This window comes from Pseudobdellovibrionaceae bacterium, assembly GCA_015163855.1.
Taxonomy (GTDB): domain Bacteria; phylum Bdellovibrionota; class Bdellovibrionia; order Bdellovibrionales; family UBA1609; genus JAAOIH01.
In genome coordinates, this window is the sequence record JAAOIK010000007.1 from 61040 (window position 1) to 77968 (window position 16929).

At 31.3% G+C, this 16929-nt stretch carries 18 protein-coding genes and 1 pseudogene; 14 read left to right on the plus strand and 5 right to left on the minus strand.

Annotated elements, in window-relative coordinates; translation table 11 throughout:
- Positions 1 to 46 precede the first annotated feature (46 nt).
- A complete protein-coding gene (locus HAW63_00690) occupies positions 47 to 490 on the minus strand; it encodes a YHS domain-containing protein (protein ID MBE8162494.1) in 444 nt (147 codons plus the stop codon).
- A gap of 71 nt (positions 491 to 561) precedes the next feature.
- Positions 562 to 1479: a LysR family transcriptional regulator gene (locus HAW63_00695; GenBank protein MBE8162495.1), complete on the minus strand. Its 918-nt coding sequence runs from the start codon at positions 1477 to 1479 to the stop codon at positions 562 to 564.
- Positions 1480 to 1639: 160 nt separating this feature from the next.
- Between HAW63_00695 and HAW63_00700 the strand changes: the two genes are divergently transcribed.
- Complete coding sequence (locus HAW63_00700; protein MBE8162496.1) at positions 1640 to 3136, plus strand: S8 family serine peptidase; 1497 nt, start codon at positions 1640 to 1642, stop codon at positions 3134 to 3136.
- Position 3137: 1 nt separating this feature from the next.
- Here HAW63_00700 and HAW63_00705 read toward each other — a convergent pair whose 3' ends face one another.
- Genes HAW63_00705 through HAW63_00715 form a run of 3 tightly spaced genes read right to left on the minus strand, consistent with a single transcriptional unit; the run spans position 3138 to position 7019 of the window.
- Complete coding sequence (locus tag HAW63_00705; protein ID MBE8162497.1) at positions 3138 to 3836, minus strand: hypothetical protein; 699 nt, start codon at positions 3834 to 3836, stop codon at positions 3138 to 3140.
- 32 nt (positions 3837 to 3868) lie between these two features.
- Complete coding sequence (locus tag HAW63_00710) at positions 3869 to 5383, minus strand: insulinase family protein (protein ID MBE8162498.1); 1515 nt, start codon at positions 5381 to 5383, stop codon at positions 3869 to 3871.
- A gap of 40 nt (positions 5384 to 5423) precedes the next feature.
- On the minus strand, positions 5424 to 7019 hold the full coding sequence (locus HAW63_00715; GenBank protein ID MBE8162499.1) for an insulinase family protein: 1596 nt from the start codon (positions 7017 to 7019) through the stop codon (positions 5424 to 5426).
- A 196-nt stretch (positions 7020 to 7215) separates the two neighbouring features.
- Between HAW63_00715 and HAW63_00720 the strand changes: the two genes are divergently transcribed.
- The 13 genes and pseudogenes from HAW63_00720 to HAW63_00780 all read left to right on the plus strand — a co-directional run bounded on the left by HAW63_00720 (position 7216) and on the right by HAW63_00780 (position 16836).
- Positions 7216 to 7863, plus strand: a complete 648-nt coding sequence (locus HAW63_00720) for a MotA/TolQ/ExbB proton channel family protein (protein MBE8162500.1) — start codon at positions 7216 to 7218, stop codon at positions 7861 to 7863.
- A gap of 24 nt (positions 7864 to 7887) precedes the next feature.
- A complete protein-coding gene (locus tag HAW63_00725; GenBank protein ID MBE8162501.1) occupies positions 7888 to 8292 on the plus strand; it encodes a biopolymer transporter ExbD in 405 nt (134 codons plus the stop codon).
- 16 nt (positions 8293 to 8308) lie between these two features.
- Positions 8309 to 8746, plus strand: a complete 438-nt coding sequence (gene gspG / locus HAW63_00730) for a type II secretion system major pseudopilin GspG (protein ID MBE8162502.1) — start codon at positions 8309 to 8311, stop codon at positions 8744 to 8746.
- 25 nt (positions 8747 to 8771) lie between these two features.
- Positions 8772 to 9389, plus strand: a complete 618-nt coding sequence (locus tag HAW63_00735) for a prepilin-type N-terminal cleavage/methylation domain-containing protein (GenBank protein ID MBE8162503.1) — start codon at positions 8772 to 8774, stop codon at positions 9387 to 9389.
- Positions 9390 to 9414: 25 nt separating this feature from the next.
- Positions 9415 to 9912, plus strand: coding sequence for a prepilin-type N-terminal cleavage/methylation domain-containing protein (locus tag HAW63_00740; protein ID MBE8162504.1), 498 nt, complete (start codon positions 9415 to 9417; stop codon positions 9910 to 9912).
- Positions 9909 to 9983 (plus strand): annotated as a pseudogene (locus HAW63_00745) (prepilin-type N-terminal cleavage/methylation domain-containing protein). The gene HAW63_00740 and the pseudogene HAW63_00745 overlap by 4 nt, the downstream one beginning before the upstream one ends.
- Before the next feature lie 99 nt (positions 9984 to 10082).
- The gene (locus HAW63_00750) at positions 10083 to 10730 is read left to right on the plus strand and encodes a hypothetical protein (GenBank protein ID MBE8162505.1); all 648 of its coding nucleotides are present in this window, start codon (positions 10083 to 10085) and stop codon (positions 10728 to 10730) included.
- A 99-nt stretch (positions 10731 to 10829) separates the two neighbouring features.
- A complete protein-coding gene (locus tag HAW63_00755; GenBank protein MBE8162506.1) occupies positions 10830 to 11966 on the plus strand; it encodes a general secretion pathway protein GspK in 1137 nt (378 codons plus the stop codon).
- Between the two features lie 44 nt (positions 11967 to 12010).
- Positions 12011 to 13597 carry a hypothetical protein gene (locus HAW63_00760; GenBank protein ID MBE8162507.1) on the plus strand — a complete coding sequence of 529 codons (1587 nt, stop codon included), beginning with the start codon at positions 12011 to 12013 and terminating at the stop codon, positions 13595 to 13597.
- 2 nt (positions 13598 to 13599) lie between these two features.
- On the plus strand, positions 13600 to 14193 hold the full coding sequence (locus tag HAW63_00765) for a hypothetical protein (GenBank protein ID MBE8162508.1): 594 nt from the start codon (positions 13600 to 13602) through the stop codon (positions 14191 to 14193).
- Positions 14194 to 14212: 19 nt separating this feature from the next.
- Entirely contained in the window at positions 14213 to 15133 is a 921-nt protein-coding gene (locus HAW63_00770) for a hypothetical protein (GenBank protein ID MBE8162509.1), read from the plus strand.
- 173 nt (positions 15134 to 15306) lie between these two features.
- A complete protein-coding gene (locus tag HAW63_00775; GenBank protein ID MBE8162510.1) occupies positions 15307 to 15726 on the plus strand; it encodes a single-stranded DNA-binding protein in 420 nt (139 codons plus the stop codon).
- Between the two features lie 186 nt (positions 15727 to 15912).
- Positions 15913 to 16836, plus strand: coding sequence for a hypothetical protein (locus HAW63_00780; GenBank protein ID MBE8162511.1), 924 nt, complete (start codon positions 15913 to 15915; stop codon positions 16834 to 16836).
- Positions 16837 to 16929: the final 93 nt, after the last annotated feature.

Sequence of the window (16929 nt, forward strand, 5' to 3'; positions counted from 1 at the left end):
TTCTATTTCATTTACCAATAGTGTTCTATTTCATTTACCAATACTACTAATAAGAGTCCAAAACACTTGGAAAATTTTTATTTGCTTTTTTAATAAACTCTTTTTTGTTTACTAACCATTTATCTTTAATTCTTTTATCGTAGTTTAAATATAATTTATTATTATAAATATGCCACTGCAAAGGGTCTCCTTTTGCAGTTTTATTTTTAGCAACAGCCCAAGCACAATAACCACCGTACTGAGGAGCATACTTTTTAGGATTTACTTTAAACTTTTTTAAATTGTTGGCATTAGAAAAATGCCAAACCACACCATTATATTTTGTTTGGTATTTTTTGTTTCCCTTAACTGGTTTATTTTTAGAAAAGTAAGATACCGTATCATAGCCTCCAACAGCTACATTAGAAAAAAAACTAGTGTATATTTCTGCTTTTTTAGCAAAAGCATCAATAGAAAAAAATAATAAAATAGAAAAAAGCCAAATTTTCATTTTACCCCCTAGGGTCTGTTGTTAAACGATAGAATAAAAGTATTTTCTTGGGAATACAACCACAAAAATAGTTATTCGCTAGTGGCTTGATGCTTAAGGGCTAAATAAAGTACTTTCAAAGCCTCTTTATTAGGGTTGTCTACGCTATGATACATATACAGCTTAGTAGAATAATCTAAAGACTTCACTAAAATATGATTTAACCTTCTGGTTCTTACTTGCTTTTTAATAGAGTGCGAGGGCAAAAAACCCCAGCCCATATTGGACTCAATCACTTTTTTTAAAGTTCCCACATTGTCAGAAGTAAAAACAGAATTTAACTGTAGTTGAGCAGATTTTAACTGTTTATTTAATTGAACTTTAAATTGAGGGTACAAATCAGAAAACACAACCATGGGGCGACTAGATAGTTCTGCTACCTCTATGGCTCCTTTAGTCATTGATTCCTTTCCAGAACCCACTAACCAAATGTCATCTTCAATCAAAAATTGCGATTGAAATTGGCTTAACTCAAAACCGGCTTCCGCTCTTAAATCAGGCAAAATACTAACATCTACATCACCATTTCTCATAGAGTTTACCACTTGGTTATAAGACCCATACATTAAATTAATTTTTAACTTTGGATTATTTCTTAACAAAAGACCAATGATAGGGCTTACCAAGTACAAACCCAAAGAGTTTATAGTAGCAATGCGGAGGTCTCCCGACATATTACCACTAACGGTTTTCATAGCCGCTTTTGCCTGATGACTTAAATTTAAAATTTGTTTTGCATAATCAAATAATAATTGAGCCTGCACAGTAGGGCTAACCATCTTACTACCTCTTTCTAGCAGGCGGACACCCAATTGTTGTTCTAAACTCTTAATTTGTTGGCTAACTGCAGGTTGAGTTAAAGATAATTTATTGCCAGCAGCGGTCATGCTACCCTCTGTTAAGACGGTACAAAAAGTAACTAAATGCTGTAAGTTCAAAGGCCCATTCATCTCTTTGAGTATAAACTTTTTTTATAAAAAAGCAAAACTTTCTTTATAAAGAGGAGTCCTACTGTTTGTAAATTCATTTTGACTACCTATTTACTATGTAAAAAATATAAAAAAACAGTATTCCCTTTATCTCTATATAATTTTTAGCTAACTATAGGTAATGAAAGCTATTTTTTTATTTCTTTGTATATATATCGGTGGGTTTATTAACAACACTTATGCAAACACAATAAACGACTATCCTTTTTACTTACAAAATACATTACAAACCTTAGGTTGCCATAACCTAAAAGGTAAGCACCTACATGTTCAAAATTTTTATAAACATAATTATGAGGCAGAAAACCTAGGCAACATAGATTATGTGTTAAATAAAAGTGCTTTTGAAAGCAATCCTTTCCACTCAAAGATTTTACAAAAAGGTGCTGCTTTAAATTATCAATTTTTTACACCCTTTAATAAAAAAGAATCCTTCCAAAATTCCTATAACTGGGTGTTGTTTTACAATTTACAATTACCTAAATATTCTATTGTAGAACAAGATGTTACTAGTATAAATCTTTACCCAAAAGAATTGGGAGAACATCGCTTGTTTTTTATTCAAAAAAATACAGAAACAAATTGCTCAATTTCTAAGGTCAGCTCATTTTATGTTACAGATAATCCCGATTATGCTGTCACTACAGAAAAAAAATTTCAAAAAGCTTTTACCTGTTATCAAACACTACCTTTACAGAAAAAAAAACCTTACTGCGATACACTCCCCTCGCTAAAAGAACTTTATCATTTACAACAAATTGATGCGCCAAAGGCTTGGACAATTAGCACCGGTAAGGGCATTAAAGTGGCCCTTATTGATACCGGAGTAAACTACTTACACCCCTATCTCAAAGAACAAATTATTACCTCTAAAGATAATTCTTTTAAAGGGCCTTATGACTTTGAGTTTGCAGACTCTTTTGCTTTTGACGAACAAGGGCATGGTAGCCAAATGGCGGGCTTTATCTCCTCTGCTTTTGGAGTAGCTCCAGAAGCAAAAGTACTAACTATAAAAATTAACCCAAAAAATACCGAGCACATTATTAACGCACTAAAAATTAGTTTAAAAAATCGCGTTCATATTATAAATTTATCTTTAGTCTTTGCTAAACAAGAAGTAAACATAACAAAGGCTTTAAGAAAAGAATTAATACAAGTTTTGGATCAATTGCTAGAGCAAGATATTTTAGTAGTGCAGGCTGCAGGCAATCACAGCCAAGATTTAGATAACCCAGAGTATCAACATTTCTTTTCTCAATTTAACTATCCCAATTGGGTAAAGGTTGCAGCCTATAATGAAAATTTTAAACGCGCCAGTTACTCTAACTATTCTAATCACAAAGTGGATGTAATGGCTCCGGGAGGAAGTGTTAATAAGCCTCTTCTTTCTACCTTTATGGGTAATAACCAAAAAATTTTATTAGCCAGTAATAACGGAACCTCACAAGCGGCTGCAATTACCAGTGGCATCGCGGCCTTAATTAGAAGTCATAAGCCAAACCTAAGTGCATTAGAGGTAAAAAATATTTTACTTAACTCTGGTACTTTTTCAAAAAATTTGTCTTTAGAAGTAAAATCTAGCCGTACATTAAATGCATGGAATGCTTTAACGCAGTAATTTAAAACTTACGCTTTTTGTACCAAACTAAAATAGCTGCACATAATAAAAATAATAACCCTATTATTTTACCTTTAGTATTTTTCTTTTTTTGCAATACAGGCTCATTAGGGATATTAATGTTATTGGATAATAGTTCTGCTACAGGAGCCCCTAAGCTTTCATTAACCCCTCTAAGCTCGCCAGGCCTAAATTTACTGCTTCCTTGATTTACTAACCGTAAACTTTGAATGGATTTAATAAATCCATTACTATATTTAGTGTAAAAATTTTTGTGTGAACTAAAAGTTACTAAAATGGCAATGTTTCCATGAGTGGTAGCTAAATACCTCGTCCAAAAATTTAAAGACTCACTACCTTGGTGCAAGGAGTCTATCCATAAATGATGATTAATTTTTCGCTGCGAAACATTTAAAATTTTAGACACCTTAGGGCCAGAAGTCGTTTTTATAGTTACTGGCTTTCCTAAATAAGTTTCATACAAACTTAAAGAATCTGTAGGCCCCTTCTCTTTTGCAGTTAAAATAATAATAGCTGTATTAACCCCTCTACTTTTAGAAGAATTAGTACAAACCCAAGATGTGTTTTCTAACTTACAACTCCACTTTTTACTCAATTCAAAACTGACATAAGAATTGCGAAAAATTTTTGCCTGCGCAGTAAAAGAAAATAATAAAATGACAACTATTATTTTATACATAAATGTTCCTCGTTAGTACTCATTAGTACTCGTTAGTAAGAAATGCCTTTATAATCTATTATCTTCATGCCTTTATGGGAAGGAAAATTTTTAGAAAAAGAATTTATCTGTTCTGTTATTGTAAACTCACTTTTATTTTTAGGATTAGCTTCTCCCCCTTTAGAATCTTTATTAGCTAAAACAAAAATTTTCATGCTATTTGGGTTAAAGTATTTTTTAATAACTTTATTTACTTCTGCTAAACTTACTGACCGAACTCTGTTGGCAAAAGTTTCAAAATGCTCTACAGGGTTTTTACCAATACCAGATAAACTTAAATAAGATTCCATTAAATTTTCTTTTTTTTCTAAAGAACTAAATAAACTATTACTATAATACAATTTTGCAAAATCTAACTCTGCCTGACTAACTCCGTTATTATAAAAATTAGTGATTTCTTCAAAGGTAACGTTTAATAATTTTCCCAAACTTCCTTGGTTAGTACTAGAAACTATCTGAAAAGTTCCTAGCTCTTTTAAAAAAGAAAAATAAGAATAGATGCCATAAGTAAGCCCTTCTTTTTTTCTTACTCTATCCATTAATCTAGAATTAAAGCCCCCTGCACCTAAACTAAAATTGGCTAATCTTACCGCCAAACTATCTGGGTGCCCCGAAAATAAATTTACGGGCATACCAATAATAACATTGGCCTGCGTAGAGTCGCCCTTATTAACTAAAGTTACAGGCGAGCTAAAAGTGTTTTGGTTTTCTGTTAACACAGACCGAGGAACACCTTTAGTCTTCCAAGTAGAAAACTTTTTAATCACTGCTTGTTTTAATTCTTCGCTATACTGCCCTAAAACTAATAAGCTAGCTGATGCAGGTTGATAATGTTTGTGATAAAACTCTTTTAAGTGCGTACTTGTTAAAGATTTAATACTTTGTCTAGACTCGCTTTTGTACACAGCCCCTTTATAAGAAAAGTCTTCAAATACAGTTTGCAAAAAATTGTTTGGAACATTAGGTAATCGCTCTAATTCTGCTAAAAAAATTTTTTTTTCTTTTTGCCATTCTGAATCTAAAAAAATAGAGTCACTTAGTAAGTTCCAGTATAAGCGCATTAATTCTATACCATTTTTTGCAAGCCCGGAGGATTGAACCCAAGAAAATTCTTGGTCTGCATTCGCTAAAAAAGATGCGCCCAATTTATCTAAATTATTTAAAATGGCTTCTCGGCTTAAGGAGGTAGTTCCTTTGTCTAATAAGCCTGCAACGGCTTCGCTAGTACCCGCTATGGAGTCAAATCGTTTTCCGGCATTTAACCGCAAGTTAAAGTGAATATAGGGTAAGTCATCTTTCATAAAAATAACTTGTAGTTGATTATCTAAAGTTACCACTTCGTGAGGAGGTAATTTATAATTTATTTTGCTAGATTTTTGTTTAATCTCGGTAATAATTTTTTCTAGCAACATAGAAGAGCCTTTGGATTTATTTTGTACTAAGCTTGTTTTGTTCGAACAAGAAGAAAAATATAAAGCCAAGCTTAATATTAGTATTTTTTTTAGCATAATCAAACCTTTTCTTATTATTTAGTTAACCCTACTGTATTTAAAGCTGCCCGTCTTTATGATTTGCTACTCGCTCATCACTGGTTAAGGCTTGCACTAAAACTCTTTTACTTAATTGTAAATATTTTTTTGCAACTTTTTGAATATCTTTTACCGTTACTAAATTGTATTTATCTAATTGTGTAAAAAAATGTTGATAATTGCCTTCAAGCACTTCGGCAGTAATCAGACCCATTGTTTTATTGTGTACGGTTTTTAACCCCTCCACTTCTTCCATCTGTAGTCGGTTTTTAGAAATGGTTAATTCTTCCTCAGAAACACCATTAACTTGCAAATTTTTAATTTCTTTTTCAATAATACTCAAAACTTCTTTAACAGAAGATTTTGGCAAAATATTAGCTCCAAAATATAAAATACCCGCTTTATCTAAGGGGTAATTTCCAGCATAAATGCTACTAACTAAATTTTTTTGAACATCTATGGTTTTATCTAATCTAGCCGCAGGACCGCCAGATAAAATACTCATTAAAAGATCTAATGCAGGCTTGTCATTATGACTTATAAAAACCCCTGGGTAACTCATAACAAACTGTGACTGTAAAACGGTTTTTAATTTATATTTATTATTGTTTAATTGCTTTTCTTTTTGAATATCTTTAAAAAAGATATTTGTGTTTTTTACCAATTGTGGCTCTACAAAAGAAGGACTATTAATTTTATTTTTTGGTATATGCCCATAATATTGTTTAATCCATTTTTTTGCCTGTGCAGAGTTAAAATCTCCGCCGATAGCAACAACAATGTTGTTAGGGCTATAGTATTTTGTATAAAATGCTTGAAAATCCTCCACGGTGGATTTGTTAATATCCTTCATGCTGCCAATAATAGAGTGACCATAGCCTGAACCTTTGTACACAACCTTTAACAAAGATTGAAACATTAAGGCTCCAATACTACTTTCTCCTCGAAGCTTTTCATCAGTAACCGCACCTCTTTCGCTATTAATTAAAGCTTCTGCTTGAGCTCTTTTAGCAGGGTCAAACAATATCAACTTTTCCATTCTTTCTGCTTCAAAACGAACAGCCCATTCTAGTTGCGCACTAGATAAATCCATATAATAAACGGTAGAATCATAATTGGTAAATGCATTATTTCTTCCGCCTAATATAGATGTGGTAATTTCTAACTCTTCGGAGCTAATATTTTTTGTGCCTTTAAATAACAGGTGTTCAAAAAAATGCGCATAACCCGTTTGTCCCTTAGGCTCATAACGAGAGCCCACCTTTACCCACTGTATATAAGTTAATAAAGTGGGGGTTGTGTGATCTTCATACAGCAATACTGTTAGCCCGTTGTCTAACACTAATTTTTCTACATTTAAATTCAATATAGCTCCTGCTGACGATAGTTTTCTATTTTGTACTGTTTTCTTTGTTAAATTAGTTATTGCTTTTTTTTTGTAAGAAGTGTGTAAAAAGGCAGTGTTGTTTACACCAATAGTTGCTACATTAAAAGTACGGTTTATCCAATAGCTTGCGCCAACTACTCCTGTGAATAAAAAAATAAAAGTAAATATGTATTTTTTTTTGTTACTTTTTTTTTTATTTTTTGCTACTAATCGATTATAATTTTGCATAAATCTTTACTCTCTTTTACCAATAAGTTTTTAAACTATCAATAATTTTAAAGCTTGACTAGATTAAATAGGGGAATTTTATTCTTTACTAGACTATAATTATAGTGCACTAGACTATGGACTATAGGTAAAAAAAGAACCTTATGTTTTTGTTAAAAACTCTATAAAGTGAAAGAAATATTATCTGGAGATAGTCATGGATTTTACAAATGCTTTTTTTAACATTTCAAAGTGGGGACACGAATTTACATTATACCTATTAATTTTACTCAGTATTACAAGTATTGCTTTTATTTTAGAGCGCTGGTTTTTTTTAAAGAAAATTTTAGCTAAAAGTAAAATTGCACAAACAAATATAGATAGCATTATACAAACTGGCGAATTAAAAGAACTAGAAAACTTAGCTTATGACAAAAGTTCTTTAGAGGGAGAAATAACTTCATACACCCTTAAACATATTAAAAGAAATAGTCAAAAAGGTATTAGCGAATTATTTTCTGCTTTTATCATGGGAAAAAAACAATCCTTAGACAAACGCTTAAGCTTTTTAGCTAGTGTGGGGTCTAATGCTCCTTTTATTGGATTACTGGGAACAGTGTTTGGTATCATGGATGCGTTTAAAGAACTAGCAAAATCACAAGGCGACGCTAGTGGAGTTATGTTAGGAATATCTAAAGCTCTTTTAGCCACTGCAGTGGGTTTAATTGTAGCCATTCCCGCGGTTGTTGCCTTTAACTTTTTTAAAACGCGAGTGTCTGAAATTTGCAACAACTTAACAAGCCTTCAAGATCTCTTTATTGCTTATGGGCACAACTATGAAAAATTGCAAGATAAGCAATCGTAAATACTACAGTACAAAGGATTAAACATGGGTGCCTCCATAAGAAATAACGACGAACAAATTGCAGAAATTAATATCGTTCCTTTTGTAGATATTATTTTAGTAGTGCTAATTATTTTTATGGTAACTGCCCCCATGATTATTACCCCTAGTATTAAGATTGATCTACCCAAAGCCAGTTCGGGAACTAAAACCGCAGCTTCTCCGTTAAATATTAGCATCAGCCGCACAGGAAGAGTCCGTATCAACGGAAAAGTAATTAGTTCAAGGCATATTATTGCAAAAATAAAACGGCTATTAAGAAAAAATAAAAAGTTACAAGCTATTATTTCTGCTGACAAAAATGTAGCACATGGTAAAGTAATTTCTGTAATAGATAAGGTAAAATCTGCAGGAATATTTAAGTTTGCCATTTCTATAGATAAAAAATAATAAAAAGGAATTTATAATGAAAGACACTTTGCTTTCTCAATTTTACAAAAATACTCTTATAAAAAGCAACAAAGCCATGACTCTTTTAGAGATTATGATTGTATTAGCTATTGTTGCCTTAATGGCTTCTTTAATCGGTCCGCAAGTAATAGGACAATTAAATAGCTCTAAAGTGAAAGAAGTAAAAATTCAAATTTCTGAATTAAGTAAGACTTTAGATATTTTTTACACAGATTGTGGCTTTTACCCTGAAGAATTAACCGCTTTATTAGAAAAACCCAGCAACTGTGAAAACTGGGGGCCAGATCCTTATATTAAAAAAATTCCAAAAGATGCATGGGGGCAAGAATTTATTTATGAACTAGAAGATAACAAACCCATTATTATCTCCTATGGCGAGGACAGAAGAGAAGGTGGCTCAAAAAATGCATCTGACATTTCTTCTGAAGATTAGCCACTAGGTAACAATAAAAACATTTGTGAGTTTTATAAAAAATTATTGTTTTTTTATACCTAAAAACAGTAAGGCATTTAGCCTTTTAGAAGTAATGATAGTTTTGGCTATTTTAGCCTCTATTGCTAGCCTGGCTATCCCTCAACTATCTAGTCAAAACTATTCTCGCAAAGGTTTTTTTAGAAAGCTTATTGCTTTAGACAAACAATTAAGAAGTTTAGCACAGCTGCAGAACCGCACCTATAGAATTAATTTTCAAGTAAATCCATTATCTAAAAAATCGACCACCCTTTTTTGGGTAGATTATAAAAGTGGGCAAGAAACCATAACACCTAATAAAAACACCAACTCTAAAAATTTAAGCGCTTTTCTTTCGGAATGGACAATGGCAAAAAAAATATTAAAAAAAAAGCAGAAGCTTCCCCACTTGCTAGAAATTGTAAACATACAGCTAGAGGGGTTTAAAAAGCCACTACAGTCTGGCTTAATTTCTATTTATTTTTTTCCCCAAGGAGTTACGCAAAAAGCGGTAATACATTTTTCTGAAAACAAAAAACAAAAATGGTCTTTTGTAGTGCATACTTTTATTAGTAAAAATAATTTATTAACAAAACACATTTCTTTTAAAGAAGCTTTTCAATAAGAACAAAACGGTTTAATATTAAGACATGTCTAGCATTTTTAATAACAAAGGCTTAACGCTAATTGAGGTTTTAATCGCAGTCGCTATTTTAGTTGGCGGTGTAGTAGTTATTAGCAGTTCTTGGTCGGGAACTTTATTAAAAATTAGAAAAGCAAAAATTTATAATGAAGTACATTATTTATTACAAAAAAAAATGGCAGAAATAGAAATTCAATACAAAAGTACTCCTATTAATGAAATACCTGAAGAAATTAGTGGAACTTTTTTAAAGCCTTACGGGAAGTATAAATGGCAAGTAAAATCACAAAATATGTCTTTGCCCAATTTAAAATCTTTAATTGAAAATCAAAATTCTAGCGAACAGTCTCAAAACATTTTATCTGCGGCTTTATCTCAATTACAAAAAGCGGTAAAAGAAGTACAAGTTACCGTAATTCTTCCTAATAAGAAAAATACTTTGTCTTATCACCTAGCTACCTACTTTGTAGACTACCATGCGGCTTCTAAAATAGGAGGCTTCTGATTTTAAAAAATAATATAGGCTTCACCTTAATAGAAACTTTAATTGCAACTACTATTTTAGCTTTTTTATCTATAAATAGTGCCCAAAGCATTAGTCAGGCTTTAAAACAAAAAACAAAAATACAAAGTCGCATAGACGATAATACTGTAATACAACAAAGCTTAAACCTTATGGAAAGAGACATAAGTCGTATTTTTAACTATGCCGACATTCCCGAAGCTGTTAATCAATTAAGCCAACTAAACCATTGGAAAAAACAGGTTTTAAGAAATAAGCAATTAAAACCTAGCGAACAATTAACTATTATTAAACCCAAGGTAACACCCTTAAGATTTTTATATAAATTTCAAGGCAAAGAAGAGCAAGTTAACTTTATTAGCGCTAACCAAGCTAGGCTATTTTCTAATCAAAACTTAACCCGCTTGCAAGAAATTAGCTATTATACTGCAAGTTGCAAATCTTCTAAACAAGGCCTTTGTTTATGGCGAAGAAATTCTTCTGTGATAGATGGCAATGTAGAAAAAGGAGGCCAATCCTTTAGTTTATTATCCAACATAACTAGTTTAAAATTTCGCTATATTGGAGGTAAGCAAAAAAATCCTGAATGGAAAACAGAATGGCCTTTTTTTTCTGAAGTAAGTACCAACACCCCCCTGCCCTATGCTATAGAAATTACTTTGAAAGTTAAAGTTAAAGAAACTGTAAAACAATTTCAAAAAATTGCTTTAATTCATCACCCTGATATTTTTGTTCCAAAAATGAAAATCTCTACTTTTACTGCTCCTTCTACTTTAACCCTTCCAGTCTCTAAACCATAAACCTAAAACATTATGAAAAAAAATTGCTTTCCATCCCCCTTATTTCTGCTTAAAAATAACAAAGCTGTTGCTTTACTATTAGCTCTATTTAGCCTTACTATGAGTATTTGGGTGGCCACAGAATTGTCTTATGACTCTAATGTGGAATATGTTTTAGCTTCACGAAAACTACAAAAATTACAAGCCTACTACGCTGCAAAAGCTGGTGCCAACATTAGTTTGCTAAGAATTTTTTTATTTAAAAAAGCGGTAAAAACTTTTGCCACAAAAACGGGTGCTTTAGAATCTAGCTTTGAACCCATCTGGAGCTTTCCCCTAGCCTGGCCACCTAGTTTATACCTACCTTCGGATTTTTCTAAAGATGCCAAAGCGGCTTTTGCGGAGACCGAAAAAGGCTCTTTTATAAAAGCACAATACACAACCAGCATCAGTGTGGAAGATAATAAAGTGGATATTAATGATCTAGTTTCTCCATCTAAACTTTTATCTACATTTAGCAAACAACAATTTATTAACATTTTTAAAACAGAGGTAGAAAATAACGAAAAGTTTGGGGCGAAATATCGTGATTATAACTTTGCCGAGCTAGCCAATAACTTTATAGATTGGATAGACAAAGATTTTGAAAGCTTAAACGGAGGAGATGAAAAATCCTTTTATGCCGATTGGATAGATCAATATAAATCCATACAAGACACTTCTGATTACATTCCTCCTAATCAATACTTTAAACATATTAGTGAGCTAAGAATGGTAAGTGCAATGAATGACGATTTTTTTCAATTATTAGAAAATAAAGTGACTTTATTTGGTAGTAAAAAAATTAATTTAAACCATATGGATATTGAACTATTAAAAAGCTTTCCTTGGGCTACTCCAGAAGTAATCTCTGCTTTTGAAGAAAGGGTAAGTTCTCAAAGTTTTGTTAATGTCGAAGATTTTAAAAGCTTTTTAAAAGAATTTGATTTAGCCGAAAACGTAGACACATCTATTTTTAGCTTTGACTCTGGTGTCAATTTTCAAATCACTAGTACTGGTATAGTAAACAATACCTCTTATACCATTAAGCTAATCACTTACGATATAAATGAAACCATAGAGCGATTAAGTGAAATTTTGTTTTTTGAAGAGGAAGAAAAAAACCCTGCCTCACAAGGGAAAAAACTAAAATATAAAAAAAATAATTACTTTTTGCCCAACAAAAGTCCTGTTGTTGTGCATTGGCAAGAGTTTTAAAAAAAAGCTTTTATCTTCTGACTTTTAAATGCTAAAATTTTTAAATGAAGTATCTTGGGTTAGACATTACATCGACAGAAATTCGAGCTATTTTAATTCAAAAAAATGCCTTGCAATATTCTATTATAGAAAAAAAAAGCTTTCCTTTAATACCAAACACAGACGACGCTTTATTAAAAACTTTATTACAGGTGCAATCTTATTTTGCTTATAACGACATACAAACTTGTGTTGGAGTAGAAGCCAGCAAATGCTTTGTTCGTACTTTACAACTTCCCTTTTCTCAAAAATTTAAACTCAATAAAATTTTACCCTTTCAACTAGAAGAAGAGTTACCAGTAGAGCCCAACAACTTAGCTACAGATATGTTATTTCTAAATAAGTCTAAAGAAAAAGACTCAGAAATTTTAGTGGTAGCTACTAAGAAAAAAGAATTACAACTATTAATAAAAAATCTTAATGCATTAAACTTTAATTTAGAATCTATAGCCCCTATTCAATTAAGCTTAACTAGTATCCTTCCTTCTTTTGAGGAAGATTCCTTTGCAAAAAAAACAAAAGTGTATTTAAACTTAGATTTACGCTCTAGCTACCTTAATATAGCAAAAATTTATAATGGACAGTGTTACATTACTCAATCTACTCCACTTAATTATAGCCTAAGTACATTGATTAAACAGCTGGCCGATAAATACTCTATTTCGTTAGAGCAGGCAGAAACAGAATTTTTAAAAAATAGCTTTATTGTAATGCCTACTCACTTAAATGGCATTACTCCAGAGCAAAAAGAATTTTCGGATAACATTACATCTCACCTACAAGAATTTATTACAGAAATAAAAAAAGAATTTTTAAAATTAAAATTAACCGGTGAAGATTTAGCATCTATAGAAATTTATGGCGAAGCCCTGTGCATAAAAAATTTGAAACCATTTTTAAAGCAAGAAATAAATATAACTATAACAGACTTTCAAACACAGGTATTGCAATCTCCAGAAGAATTAAGTGCTAAACATGATATTAAAAACGCCAAATTTATAAATGCGCTAAGTCTAGCTGTAAGTATGTCTACACCCTTAAAGCAAATCAATTTTTTACAAGGCGAATTATCCCCAAGTAATCAAAAAATAAAAAAATTTTGGACATCTAATCAGTCAGTAATAAAAATTGGTCTCGCCACATGGACCATTGCCATAATATTTGGATTTTTTAAACAAAGCATAACCTATAAAATGGCTGATGACAGCTACTTTAATTTAAAAAAGATTGCAAAAAAAACGACTAAATTAAAAGGCAGAAAGTTAAAACTTAGTAGCATAAAAAAGATAGTTAAAACTTATAAAAAACAAAAAAACTCGCAAGATTTTTTTTCTCAGCTGCAAAAAGTTAAAACGCCCATTTATTTTTTTAATAAACTTTCTACTATGCCTCGCACCATTAATGTGAATATTACTTATCTAGATATTTCTACTGTAAAAAAACAAATGACAGTAAAAGGCTATAGCAAAGATAGTGTATCTTCTATAAACTTTAAAAGTTATTTACAAAGCATTAGTAAAAATAAAAAGCCTATAGGAAGGGCTGTTAAAACAGGCAGTGGAACTACATTTAACTATACTATCCCCTTATAATTATGAAAGAAAATATCTTAAATCTTATTTCTACCCTGCAAGAACAAGTAAAAGTTTTGTTAATTCAAATTCAAGAACAAACTTTTTACAATGTAACAAAAGATTATTACCAAAATTCTTCGGTAATTATTCAAAAAATAATTAAATACAGCTGCCTGGCTTTAAGTGTTTTTATTATTATCTATATTCCCTATTCTTTTATAAATGCATCTAATATGGATATTAAAGTATTTTTAGAACATAAAAATTTAGCAGAAAATTTAATTCAATCTAAAACTAAACCGCTAAAATCGCACCATAGCCATGGCCCCTTTGCTTTTGATAAAATTAAACAAAGTATTGAACAAAAATTACAAAAATTTCAATTATCCACTCAACAAAGCTATAAAATTAAAAAAATAAATAGCGGATTAATTATTAATGTTCGCTGGTTAAATTTAGAAGAATTTATTACTATATCAAAAATCTTAGAAAAAATTCATCCTCAATTAAAAATGACACAGCTAAAGATGACTCCCGAAAGAAGAGAGCTGTATTTTAATACCGTTTTTATATTTAAATATTTTAATATTAAACAAAATATAGCAAAAAAATAAAGCTTTACTTTTACAACCCATGTTTATACTAAAAAATCTTTTTTCTATTATAAAAAATAATAAATACTTAATTATCTTAGGCTTAGGCTTAACTTTTTTGTTTGTTACTTTATTACTGCCTTATCAAGACATTAACACTTACATCAGTTCGCAAATAAATACTTACACTAATGGAAAAGTACAGTTTACAGCGAAAAAATTTTTGATATCTCCTTTTATGGAATTGCAATTTATGGACAGTATAACTTCTTACAAAAAAATAGAAGTTCCTATAAAAAAAATTGCTATCAAACCTTTGTGGCTACAAAGCTTATTGCTTAATTTTGGCATAGAAGTAAATGCGCATTCTATTTTTGAAGGCAATATACAGCTTGTTGTAAAAAAAAATAAAAGCAAAAAACACCCCCTAGCTTTTAATGCTTACTTGCAAAATATTTCTTTAGAAAAATTACCACTACCCTTTATTAAATTACATGGAAAAATTTCTGCTAATATAAAAACTTTAATAAACCCCCATTGGCTTTATGCTCCTAATATTTATTTAGAAGTAATTAATAACAAAAAAATACAAGTATTTAGATCTAAAATCCCTAGCCCTTTTGGTCCTATACAAATCCCTTTAATACACTTTTCAAAATTAAAAATAAAAGCCGCTACTCAAAAAGAAGTGCTAAATATTCAAAATCTAGAACTGGGCTCCTCCACAGATGCTTTATATATTAAAATAGCCGGTACCGCTGCTTTAACTATTAAAAAACAAAGACGCAAAAATACTCTGTCTATAAAAAATTATAAATTATCCGTCTATATTAAAGCGCAACAACCTCCCCCTAGCTGGAAAAGTTTATTGGCTTTACTAGACAATTATAAAACAGGAAATGTGTACCAGTTTCATATTAAAGGTAATAGCCTTAACGCTATTCCAGAATTAACACGATAATCTTTAGCCTTGTTAAATTTGTCGCAGCGCATTGTACACGGCTATTTTACAGCTTCAGCAGTCTAGAATCCTTATTTCGTTTTTTTTTAATGCACCTGCGCAATAAGACCCTTTAAGTGCTGGATTTTTTTTGCAAACATGCTTATAAAGAAACACATATATGGAGGATATTTATGAGTTTAAATAAAGCAATGATCATCGGAAGACTAGGTAACAATCCTGAAGTGAAAACTATCTCTACGGGCAACACTGTAGCTAATTTTAGTATTGCTACCAGTGAAAATTGGCTAAAAGATGGAGAAAAGCAAGAACGAACAGAATGGCACCGCATTGTAGTATGGGGAAAAATGGCCGACATTTGTGGTAAATACTTGTCTAAAGGCAGCTCTGTATATGTAGAGGGTCGCATTCAAACTCGATCTTGGGAAGATAAAGACGGGCAAAAGCGCTACACTACCGAAATTAACGCACAACGGGTTCAATTTTTAGATACAAAAAAATCACAAAATGCTACGACTTCTACGGAAGATCATTTTACTCCAGCTGTATCTGCTGAGCCACAATTTGATGCTGGCGAAGAAATTCCTTTTTAAAATAGCCGTCATCTAGCTATTTTTTTATATTTCAATAAAAAGCCTCTAAAATTTAGAGGCTTTTTTAATTAAATACCCTATTATTACCTAGTCCATAGTGTGAACTATACACTTTAAAGCTAGTCAACCGCTCCTTTTTTTTTTAAAATAAGCTAATATTAAACCATTTTATTATAAGGTGCTTCTATGAAAAAAATCTTTTATTTAATTATAGTTCCTACTATTTTATCTTTTACTAATAACGCCTTTGCTTATCATGTAGTTAAAGTAAAAAATAAAAAAATACTAATTACCTTTTCTCCTGAAGAAAATGTACAAACTAAAGATACTTTTTATGCTATTAATAATACAGGAAAAAAGAAAGCCATTGTTTTAATCACTAAGGTTAAGGGCAATAAAGCCATAGCTAAAATTTTAAAAGGGCGAGCAGAAAAAGGGTGGACATTGCGCGTGCGTAAAAGAAGTGTAGTTAGTCGTCCTGTACAACCAGCTAACTCGTATCAGCCCAGAACAAATACCGCGGCTACTTCTTCTTATCCAAAAAAATCTAAAAAACTATTTAACCATCTTAGTTTTTTATGGGGCTATTCTTTAAATCGCTTACAAACCTTTGTCAGTCCAAAAACAATAAAGCACTCTGCCTCTTCTTTTTTTAATTTTGAAACTAGTACTACCCTATTTCTTCCTAAAGAGCCTATGTTTGGTTTAAAAATTTTATCTAGCACCGAAAACTTTACCCTAAAAGCCAAATGTAGTGATGGCACTACAACAAGCAATTGCGCAGCTAGCATTGTGTACTTAGGAGGCGGAGCTTTAGCTGTGATTCAAGCTCCTTTAAGCGATAAGTTTAGTTTGTGGGGTGGCGTGGGTGGAAAGCTGTTATTTCCTGTCTATAAAAAAATAACTACACTAGCAGTAGATTATCACTATCTAGACAAAGCCTCCATTAAACTAACCAGTGCCTTATTGCTGTCTGGCGGATTCACTTTAGGCTTAAACTCTAAATTTTCTATTCCTTTTAATGTAAATTACACCCTGTTCCCTTCTTCTGCAGAGGTAAAGGGACACTCTAGCCTTAACTTTCAGACCGGCTTATTGTACCACTTTTAAGTAACAAAGCAGTACTTGCTTTTGAATTTATAAAATATTGTTAGTAAAAATCATTTACCAGCAATATTTTATAGGGTAAATACTACCCATGCT